Source organism: Hyphomicrobiales bacterium (genome assembly GCA_030688605.1).
GTDB lineage: Bacteria > Pseudomonadota > Alphaproteobacteria > Rhizobiales > NORP267 > JAUYJB01.
In genome coordinates this window covers 26,525-35,912 of record JAUYJB010000024.1, presented here as the reverse complement: position 1 = coordinate 35,912, position 9,388 = coordinate 26,525, and the positions used below count along the sequence as shown (strand labels likewise).

The following is a 9,388-nucleotide window of genomic DNA, read 5'->3' as shown; positions in this document are numbered from 1 at the left end:
CGTCGCCCCATTGAGTACTCGTGAGTACTCGCTCTATCGCGGCGCTGCGGCGCTCGCGCGAGGCCCCGCTCTGTCCGGGGCCGGAGGAAAGAAAGCAAACCCCGGATCGATCCAGATCGCGGCAACGGCGAAGCTCGGCCTCGGTTCAGGGGCGGCTTTCGTTTGCTCTTTGACAATGCGGTGGTGTGGCAGGGTTTCCAACACCCCGGTCGTCGTCACCCGGCTTGACCGGGTGACCCAGTATTCGCCGAGCCCGATCATTGACACAGGGGCTACTGTATCCCGGCTCTGCGCTTCGCTGCGGCCGGGATGACGGAAGCAGAGATGCAGGTCTTGCTCTTTGACAGTGTGGTGAGTGCATCGCCGGTTTTCACCCTGCCGGCGGTCTTGCGGTTCCTCAGAATCGAGTTTTAGATTCGCTCAGGAACCCATGAAATTAAGGGCGATTTCGCGCCGGTTCTCGCGCATGCGGTGCTCGATGACATAGATGCCCTGCCAGGTGCCGAGCAAGGGCGCGCCGCCGGCGACGGGGATCGAAAGACTGACGCAAGTCAGCATCGCCTTGATGTGGGCCGGCATGTCGTCAGGACCCTCGACGCGGTGGCGGTACGGTCGGTCTTCGGGCGCGATGGCCGCGAGCGCGTCGCCAAGGTCGGCGAGCACGTCGGGATCGGCGTTCTCCTGGATCGTCAGCGAGGCGGAGGTGTGACGGATGAACAGCGTCAGCAGGCCGTCCTTGGCGCCGATTTCCCGCAGCCAGCCGCGGACCTTCCCGGTCACGTCGACAAAGCCCTGCCCGTGCGTGTCGACGCTCAGGACGCCGCTTTTCTGCATCTGTCCGGGAACCGCTCTAAACTATGGTCGGCTCGTGCGGCCGGATCGGCGGTAACCAGGGCTCGGACCGGGACAGCCCGGTCGGCTCGTGCTTGGCCTCCTCCTTCAGCGACTTCACCATGTCGATGAACCGGCGCATCATCCGGTCGAAGAACGCCATCAGCCGGTCCATGTCCTTGCGGTTCGGCAGGCGGAGGGTGTCGGAATTCTCCTGGTCGCCCCGTTTCAGCGCCGCGACATCCTCTTTCAGCTGCCGGTTTTCCTCCATCAGCTGGGCAATTTCCGCCTCATAGGCCGCCCTGTCGTCGGGAATGAGCTCGCAGACCCAATCGACGTTCTTGCGGTGACAGAAGGAAACCCGCCCGTTTGCGGTGTCGAGACGCAGATAGCCTTCGTCGACCTCGTTCATCAGGTAGCGGCCGACCGGGCCGTCCGCATTCTCCGCATCGGCCGTATCGGCCTTGTAGGCCATCAGAATCAGAATTGGTATGATTAGGGCCGCCAGTACCCGCACCATGGCGTCCTCCCCGTTTCGTGGTTCACCGCCCCCATGTGCCAGTTCCGGCATGGCAACATTCAAATCGGGCCGAAATGCGGTTACTTCGGGACTACGCTGCGGGTACCGTATAAGGCTGGCGGCCGGAGCGGATCGCGTCTTCCAGGAGATCGACCCGGTCCTGGCCCCAAAACGGCTCATCGTTGAGCACGTAGCAGGGCGAGCCGAAGCAGCCCCTCTCGATCGCCTCGTCGGTATATTGCCGGTACAGTTCGCCGGTTCTGTCCTCCTTGGCCGCCTTGATCAGCGGCCCGCTCTTCATCTGCGCCGCCTCCAGCACGTCGGCGACGACCGAATCATCGGCGAGATTGCGGTCCTCGACCCAGATGGCATGAAAGCCGAGCGCCATGAACGGCCCGGGGTTCTGGCCCGCCTCGCAGATGGCGATCACCACCCGGTCGGCGAGACCGCAGTCGAACGGCCAATGGTCCGGTTTGAGCTTGAACTTCAGCCCGCGCTTTTCGCGCCAGCGCTGCAGCTCGATCAGACGGTAGGCCTGGCGAAGGGGATGGCGTTTTCCGAGCGGCAGGCCGCCGGTCTCGGCGAACACTTCGCCCAGCATCATCGGACGATAGTGCACGGCGAGGTCGTATTTGGCCGCCAGCGCCATGAACGGATCGTGGCCGATATAGGCAAACGGGCTGATCATCGAGAAAAAATAGGAAACTTCAACGGCCATACCTGCCTCCCGCGCACCGGTCCCCATGCTCGTCGCCGCAAAGTTGGCACGAGTCGTCGCGCAAGGCTAGAGCGGGCCGGCAACCGGTCTCGCTTTAGGCGGCCCGCCCTGCCGCGCCGGAAGGGTCGAAGCGGCCATAGAAGGTCTCGCCCTTCGCCGCCATGTCGAGGAGCAGCCGGTTCGTCTTGAAGCGGCGGCCGTGCTTCTTCGCCAACCGCTTGCACAGGGCAACGAAGGCGGCAACGCCCATGCCGTCGATATAGGAGAGTGTGCCACCGGAAAACGGAGCAAATCCAAAGCCGAGGATCGAGCCGACATCGGCCTCGCGCACGTCGGTGACGACCTTCTCCTCAAATGCGCGCGCCGTCTCCAGCGCCTGGATGGCCAGGAAGCGCTGCTTCATCTCGCCGATGTCGACTGTCTCCGGATCGACCGTCTTTTCGGCAAGTTCCGCCAGCCCCGGCCACAGATGCTTCTTGCCGCCTTGCGGATAGTCGTAGAACCCCTTGCCGTTCTTGCGCCCCAGCCGACCGCGCCTGACGACCATCTCCTTAAGCAGCCGCTCCTGGCGCGGATCGATCGCCTTGTCGCCCAGATCCTGCTTGGCCGCCTGCACGATCTTCCAGGCCAGGTCCACCGCCACCTCGTCGTTGAGCGCCAGCGGGCCGACCGGCATCCCGGCCATGCGGGCGACATTCTCGATCATGGCCGCCGGGATGCCCTCCACCAGCATCAGATGGCCCTCGCGGATATAGGTGGCGACGACGCGCGAGGTGTAGAAGCCGCGCGAATCGTTGACGACGATCGGGGTCTTGCGGATCTTGCGGCAATAGTCGAGGGCCGCGGCAAGCGCCTTTTCGCCGGTACGCTTGCCGAGGATGATCTCGATCAGCATCATCTTTTCCACCGGCGAGAAAAAATGGATGCCGATGAAGCTCTCCGGCCGCTTGGAATTCTTGGCGAGCGACGTGATCGGCAGGGTCGAGGTGTTGGAGCCGAAGACGCAAGCCGGGCCGACCACGGCTTCGGCCGCTTGCGTGACCGCCTTCTTGACGTCGCGGTCCTCGAACACCGCCTCGACGATGAGGTCGCAGCCCTTCAGGTCGCCGTAATCGGCGCTCGCCTTGATGCGCGCCAGCGCCGCTTCCTTGTCATCGTTCGAAATGCGCTTGCGCGAAACGTCGCCGGTCAGCAGCGAGGCCGCATGCGCCCTGCCCTTTTCGGCTGCCTCCATGTCGCGGTCGACGAGAACCACGTCGAGCCCGGCGCTGGCCGTGACATAGGCGATGCCGGCGCCCATGAAGCCGGCGCCGAGAATGCCGACCTTGTTGAGCGCCGAGGGCGCTACGTCCTTGGGCCGGCGCGCCAGCTTGTTCAGCGCCTGCAGGGAGACGAACAGCGAGCGGATCATGTGGCGCGCCTGCGGCGAGCGGAGGATGCGGGCGAAATGGCGCGACTCGATGGTCAGCGCCGTATCCATCGGCACCAGCAGCCCCTCATAGACGCATTGCAGGATGGCGCGGCCCCCCGGATAGACGTCGTAAGTCTCGCGGCGATAGATGGCATTGGCGACCGGGAAGGTCATCATGCCGGATTTCGAGTAGACCGGGCCGCCGGGGATGCGGAACTTGTCCTCGTCCCAAGGCTGCTTGGCGCGCCCGCCGTCGCGGACCCAGGTCCTCGCCGTCTCGACCAGCCGGTCTGCCGGGACCACCTCGTCGACAAGCTTCATGGACTTGGCCTGGTCGGCGCGAAGCTGGCGGCCCTGCAGCAGCATCTGCAGGGCGTCCGCCGCCGGCAGCATGCGAGCCACGCGCTGGGTGCCGCCGGCGCCGGGGAAGAGGCCGACGCGGACTTCCGGGAGGCCGAGGCGGAGCTTCGCATCGTCGGCGACGAAGCGGGCATGACAGGCAAGGGCCAGCTCGAAGCCGCCGCCGAGCGCGGTGCCGTTGAGCGCTGCCGCGACCGGCTTACCGCAGGTCTCAAGCCGGCGCAGCAACTGCGACAGCCGCCGGCTCTCGTCGAACAACAGTTGCATCGCCGCTTCGGGCGCGGAGGCATGCTGCTTTTCGAACCGGCTCAGCAGGTCGTTCAGCATGGCGAGGTCGGCGCCGCCGGAAAAGCTCTCCTTGGCCGACGTAATGACGGCGCCCTTGACGCCGGCATCGGTTTCCAGCCGGGCGACGAGCTTTTCCAGATCGTCGAACACCGAAAGGTCGATGAGATTCATGGACCTGCCGGGCATGTCCCAGGTGACGAGCGCGACCCCGTCGGTGTCGACGGCGAAGGTGAAATTGGCCAGCTCCATGGTGCCGCTCCCCTATGTCCGATCTTCAGACTTTACACGCAGGATCGGCGCCGGCAATTGCCTGCCGCCGTCAGCGCGGCGGTTTGCCCGGGCGCCGGGCGAGAAAACCGGGCAAGAAAGAGCAAGAAAGAGGCGGAGAAGATGGGCCCGCAATTACCGGCGGGCGACCACGACCGCGCTTTCGAGCATGTCGGTGCAGGTTGCCGGGTTGCCGGGCGCCGCGGCGACCCGCGACATGAAACGGCAGGCCGTCTGCGCGACGAGATCGCGGACCGAATCATGCTTCGATATCGCCTTGCGGCCGAAATAGTGAAACTCGACTTGGTCAACGGCGAACCAGCGCTGGTCGATGGCGAAGGCGAGTGGCTGCCAAGCGGCTTCGGCTTTCGTGACTTCGACGAGCGACACGGTATCGATGGTGTCGCCCATGCGATGATAAACGCTCTGCTGCAGGCTCGCGATCCAACCGGCCATCCGGTTGGCATCGTCATACGTCAACACCAGCGGCCGCCTCAGCTTCACCGGAGAACGCGACCCGAGCGAGAGAACGCGCAGCCCCTCGTGCGGATTGCCCTCGAGCCTTTGCCCGATGACCTTCAAGGCAAGCACACGCTCCGATCGGGTGAGCAGTTTGCCGACTGTCTCGGCACCGATGGTGAGCGAACTCCATCCCGGGAGCGCGGCGGTCGCGGCCGCGACGGCGATGAGCAGCATCCCTACGATGTAAGCGCGATATGATTTCGGCGTATCCATGCCCATTGGACGCCGATATGCGCCAAAAGGTTCACGCGCGGACCAGCCGATGCGGAAAAAGCGTGGATTGTTGGTTGACGCGCCGGGCGCGGCGCGGCCGTGTTCGCGTCCAAAATCGCGCTATAGAATCAATTGCTTATTGGGCGTAGTCGACATGTTTCGCGAACGGTCGCGAGGACACCGCCTCGCCGATTATATCGCCCGCCGCAATGCCGTTCTTCGGCGGCGTTGGTTTCACACACGTTCGATGATGGTGGCCGTCCCCATGCCGGCGCCGATGCACAGGGTCACCAGCGCGGTATTCAGATCGCGCCGCTCCAACTCGTCGATGGCGGTGCCGAGGATCATCGCGCCCGTGGCGCCGAGCGGATGGCCCATGGCGATCGCCCCGCCATTGACGTTGACCCGCGTCTGGTCGAGACCGAAATGCTCCAGGAACCGCAACACCACGGCGGCGAAGGCCTCGTTGATCTCGATCAAGTCGATGTCGCTCAAATTCATCCGCGCGCGCTTCAGCACCTTCTCGGTGACGGCGAGCGGGCCGGTCAGCATGATGCCCGGCTCAGAGCCGACATTGGCGAAGGCCTTGATGCGCACCCGCGGGGCGAGGCCGGCCTTCCTGCCGGCCCTCTTGCTGCCGACGAGGACGGCGGCAGCGCCGTCGACGATGCCCGACGAGTTGCCGGCATGGTGGACGTGTTTGATCGCTTCGATCTCCGGGTAGCGCTGGATTGCGACCGCGTCGAAGCCGGCAAACTCGCCCATCTGGACGAAGGACGGGTTCAGCGCGGCGAGCGACTGCATGGTCGTGTCGGGCCGCATATGCTCGTCGCGGTCGAGAAGGGTGAGGTCGTTCACGTCCTTGACCGCAATCACGGATTTCTTGAAATTGCCGTTCTTCCAGGCATTTGCAGCGCGTTTCTGACTTTCCACCGCATAGGCGTCGACCGCGTCTCGGGAGTAGCCGTACTTCGTGGCGATGAGATCGGCGGAGACGCCCTGCGGAAGAAAATAGGATTTGAGCGCCAAGCCGGGGTCCATGGGCCAGGCGCCGCCCGAGGCGCCGATGCCGATGCGGCTCATCGATTCCACGCCGCCGGCGACCGTCATGTCGAAGAAGCCGCTCATCACCTGGGCGGCGGCGAAATTGGTCGCGTCGAGGCCGGAGGCGCAGAAGCGGTTGATCTGAACGCCGGGCACGCTGTCGGAATAGTCGGCGTTGAGCGCGGCGGCCCGCGCGATGTCGCCGCCGGCCTCCCCGACCGGATCGACGCAGCCGAGGATCACGTCCTCGACGAGGCCGGTGTCGAGACCGTTGCGGTCGCGGATCGCCTTGAGCGCCTGGGTCGCGAGCTCCAAGGCCGTGACCTCGTAGAGCGCGCCGTCGGGCTTGCCGCGCCCGCGCGGGGTGCGCACATGGTCGTAGATGAAACAGTCGGGCATGTTAGGACCTGTTGACAGCTATGTTGCGGGTCTGGCGGAAGCCAATTTTTCCGCCTGCCAGAAGCAGACGCCGCCGTGGTGCTTTCCCACCATAAGGCGTCTGCGACGCCGCAGGCGGGAAAATGGGCCCCGTCCCTGCGGGATTTGGCGAAATCGGCGCGATGCGGCGTTGCTCGTCCTCGAATATGCGCTGCATGTCCATCGTCCTCGCTCCTGGCCTCGCGCCGATTTCGCTCAAACCAGACCTCGCAAGATAGCTGTCAACAGGCCCTAAAACGCCTCCGCGTCAAGCGCCATCATGCTGTCGGCGCCCGAGGAGATGCGCGCAAGATGCGCCGCCGTCTCCGGCATGATGCGGTCCATGAAATAACGGCCGGTGACGAGCTTCGCCTCGATCCATGCCTTTTCGCCTCCGTCGGCGAGCTTGGCCTGCGCGGCCTTGGCCATTCTCGCCCACATGAAGCCGAGCGCAACCAGACCCAAAAGATGCATATAGTCGGTCGCGCCGGCACCGGCATTGTCGGGCGCGGCCATGGCGTTAGCCATGAACCATTGGGTTGCCTTTTCGAGATCGTCGCGGCCCCGCTTGAGCCCGTCGAGATAAGGCTTGAGCGCGTCATCGTCCTTGTTCTCGGCGAAAAAACCGTCGACCTCCTTGAAGAAAGCCATCAGCGCCCGGCCGCCGTCCTTGGGCAGCTTGCGGCCGACCAGATCGAGCGCCTGGATGCCGTTCGTGCCCTCATAGATCATGGGAATGCGCGCGTCGCGCACGAACTGCTCCATGCCGTGCTCGGCGATATAGCCGTGGCCGCCATAGACCTGCTGCGCCTCGACCGCGTTCCTGAAGCCGACATCGGTGAGCACGCCTTTGATGACCGGGGTGAGAAGCCCCAGATGGTCCTCGCTCTTCTGGCGCTCGGCCTCGTCCTCGGCCCGCATCGCGATGTCGCCCTCAAGCGCCGTCCAAACGACCAGCGCCCGCGCCGCCTCGTTGAACGCCTTCAGGTTCATCAGCATGCGGCGCACGTCGGGGTGGACGATGATCGGATCGGCCGGCTTGTCGGGCGCCTTGGCGCCGGTCAGCGCCCGCCCCTGCAGCCGCTCGCGGGCATAGGCCGCGGCATTCTGATAGGCGATTTCGGAGAGCGCCAGGCCCTGGATGCCGACGCCGATGCGGGCCTCATTCATCATCGTGAACATGGCGCGCATGCCCTTCTCGGCCTCCCCGACCAGCCAGCCGGTGCCCCCGTCATAGTTCATGACGCAGGTGGCATTGGCGTGGATGCCCATCTTTTCCTCGATCGAGCCGCAGGAAACGCCATTGCGCGGCCCCAGCGTACCGTCCTTGCCGGGCAGGAACTTCGGCACCACGAACAGCGAGATGCCCTTGATCCCCTCAGGCGCCCCCTCGATGCGGGCGAGTACCAGATGGACGATGTTTTCGGCGAGATCGTGCTCGCCGGCGGAAATAAAGATCTTGGTGCCGGTGATGGCGTAGCTGCCGTCGTCCTTCGGCACCGCCTTGGTGCGCAGCAGGCCGAGATCGGTGCCGCAATGGGCTTCGGTCAGGTTCATGGTCCCGGTCCAGGCGCCGGAAATCATCTTCGGCAGATAGGTCCGTTTGATCTCGTCGCTGGCGTGCATGGCGAGCGCCGTGATCGCGCCCTGGGTCAGCGACGGATGCATGGCGAAGGCCAGATTGGCGGAAAATGTGAACTCGCTGATCGCCGCGGCCAACGCGAAAGGAAGCCCCTGGCCGCCATATTCGGGATCCGCGGCAAGGCCGACCCAGCCCCCCGCCGCGAAGGTTTCATAGGCCTCCTTGAAGCCCTCCGGCGTCGTGACGCTGCCGTCCGGATTGCGGGTGCAGCCTTGTTGATCGCCGATCCGGTTGAGCGGCTGCAGCACCTCCTCGCACAGCTTCGCGCCCTCCTCGAGCACTGCCTTCAGCAGGTCCGGCGTCGCCTCGGCGAAGCCCGGCAGATTGCCGTAACGTTCCAGCTGCAACACGTCGTTCAGCAGGAACAGGACATCTTCGACCGGCGCTTTGTAGACTGGCATGGCGCGTGACCTCCTCCGACTCGTCCCTTTGCTGCCGCGTCCGCTTTGCGTTCAGGTTAGATCATGCGCTTACGTCTACGCGAGCCAACGATGGCCCTTGACCACGAGTCTACCCCTCCCGCTCCTTCAGCATCCCGGTCACGATCTCATAGGTCCGGGTCAGGTCGCTGATGGCTTCGTCGATGTGGTCCCGTCGCATCCTGAGGCTGTCAATTTGTGCCCGAAACGTCTCGGCCGCATGTTTCAGTTGCGTGACCTGAGCCCCCTTCAAATCGTACAGCTCGAGCATGTCGCGAATCTCGCCGAGCGAGAAGCCGACCCGTTTGCCCATCAGGATGAGCTTGAGACGGGCGCGGTCGCGCCGCGAATAGATCCGCGACTGGCCGCGCCGATGCGGATGCAGCAGTTCCTTGTCCTCATAGAAGCGCAGGGTGCGAAGCGTGACGCCGAATTCGCGCGCCAGTTCTCCGATCGAGAAGCCTTCCATGCGGCGCATCCGCGGGTCCATGTCGTTCCGGCTCGGTTCCGACAAGCATATCAGCGCCCGCGCGCGAATGCGACGCCCGACAATCCGGCATTCGCCGTCGCCGACGGCTTGGCGCTCGATCGGAAACGGCCACGGCGAACTTAACTGAACATTTACTCTGAGTTGAATAGGTTGCGACGGGCATGCGCGGCCAGACGCGTGCCCGAGGGCCTCGACCCATTCATGAGCGTGGAGCGGTTTCTTGGCTTGGATCGTCGGCATTTTCCA

The 9,388-nt window shown here is 64.6% G+C and carries 8 protein-coding genes; all 8 read right to left on the bottom strand.

The window, feature by feature from the left end:
- Positions 1–420 precede the first annotated feature (420 nt).
- The 8 genes from Q8P46_03085 to Q8P46_03050 all read right to left on the bottom strand — a co-directional run bounded on the left by Q8P46_03085 (position 421) and on the right by Q8P46_03050 (position 9,142).
- Positions 421–834: a secondary thiamine-phosphate synthase enzyme YjbQ gene (locus Q8P46_03085; GenBank protein ID MDP2619154.1), complete on the bottom strand. Its 414-nt coding sequence runs from the start codon at positions 832–834 to the stop codon at positions 421–423.
- A gap of 16 nt (positions 835–850) precedes the next feature.
- A complete protein-coding gene (locus Q8P46_03080) occupies positions 851–1,351 on the bottom strand; it encodes a hypothetical protein (GenBank protein MDP2619153.1) in 501 nt (166 codons plus the stop codon).
- 91 nt (positions 1,352–1,442) lie between these two features.
- Entirely contained in the window at positions 1,443–2,069 is a 627-nt protein-coding gene (locus Q8P46_03075) for a 2-hydroxychromene-2-carboxylate isomerase (protein ID MDP2619152.1), read from the bottom strand.
- Between the two features lie 94 nt (positions 2,070–2,163).
- On the bottom strand, positions 2,164–4,377 hold the full coding sequence (locus Q8P46_03070; GenBank protein MDP2619151.1) for a 3-hydroxyacyl-CoA dehydrogenase NAD-binding domain-containing protein: 2,214 nt from the start codon (positions 4,375–4,377) through the stop codon (positions 2,164–2,166).
- A 153-nt stretch (positions 4,378–4,530) separates the two neighbouring features.
- On the bottom strand, positions 4,531–5,130 hold the full coding sequence (locus Q8P46_03065) for a hypothetical protein (protein ID MDP2619150.1): 600 nt from the start codon (positions 5,128–5,130) through the stop codon (positions 4,531–4,533).
- A gap of 234 nt (positions 5,131–5,364) precedes the next feature.
- The gene (locus Q8P46_03060; protein ID MDP2619149.1) at positions 5,365–6,573 is read right to left on the bottom strand and encodes an acetyl-CoA C-acetyltransferase; all 1,209 of its coding nucleotides are present in this window, start codon (positions 6,571–6,573) and stop codon (positions 5,365–5,367) included.
- Between the two features lie 270 nt (positions 6,574–6,843).
- On the bottom strand, positions 6,844–8,634 hold the full coding sequence (locus Q8P46_03055) for an acyl-CoA dehydrogenase C-terminal domain-containing protein (GenBank protein MDP2619148.1): 1,791 nt from the start codon (positions 8,632–8,634) through the stop codon (positions 6,844–6,846).
- A gap of 109 nt (positions 8,635–8,743) precedes the next feature.
- Entirely contained in the window at positions 8,744–9,142 is a 399-nt protein-coding gene (locus Q8P46_03050; GenBank protein MDP2619147.1) for a MerR family DNA-binding transcriptional regulator, read from the bottom strand.
- Positions 9,143–9,388: the final 246 nt, after the last annotated feature.

Coding starts and splice junctions, on each gene's coding strand:
- Q8P46_03055 (MDP2619148.1), bottom strand. CDS start 8,634: ATGCCAGTCTACAAAGCGCCGGTCGAAGATGTCCTGTTCCTGCTGAAC.
- Q8P46_03050 (MDP2619147.1), bottom strand. CDS start 9,142: ATGGACCCGCGGATGCGCCGCATGGAAGGCTTCTCGATCGGAGAACTG.
- Q8P46_03070 (MDP2619151.1), bottom strand. CDS start 4,377: ATGGAGCTGGCCAATTTCACCTTCGCCGTCGACACCGACGGGGTCGCG.
- Q8P46_03085 (MDP2619154.1), bottom strand. CDS start 834: ATGCAGAAAAGCGGCGTCCTGAGCGTCGACACGCACGGGCAGGGCTTT.
- Q8P46_03060 (MDP2619149.1), bottom strand. CDS start 6,573: ATGCCCGACTGTTTCATCTACGACCATGTGCGCACCCCGCGCGGGCGC.
- Q8P46_03075 (MDP2619152.1), bottom strand. CDS start 2,069: ATGGCCGTTGAAGTTTCCTATTTTTTCTCGATGATCAGCCCGTTTGCC.
- Q8P46_03080 (MDP2619153.1), bottom strand. CDS start 1,351: ATGGTGCGGGTACTGGCGGCCCTAATCATACCAATTCTGATTCTGATG.
- Q8P46_03065 (MDP2619150.1), bottom strand. CDS start 5,130: ATGGATACGCCGAAATCATATCGCGCTTACATCGTAGGGATGCTGCTC.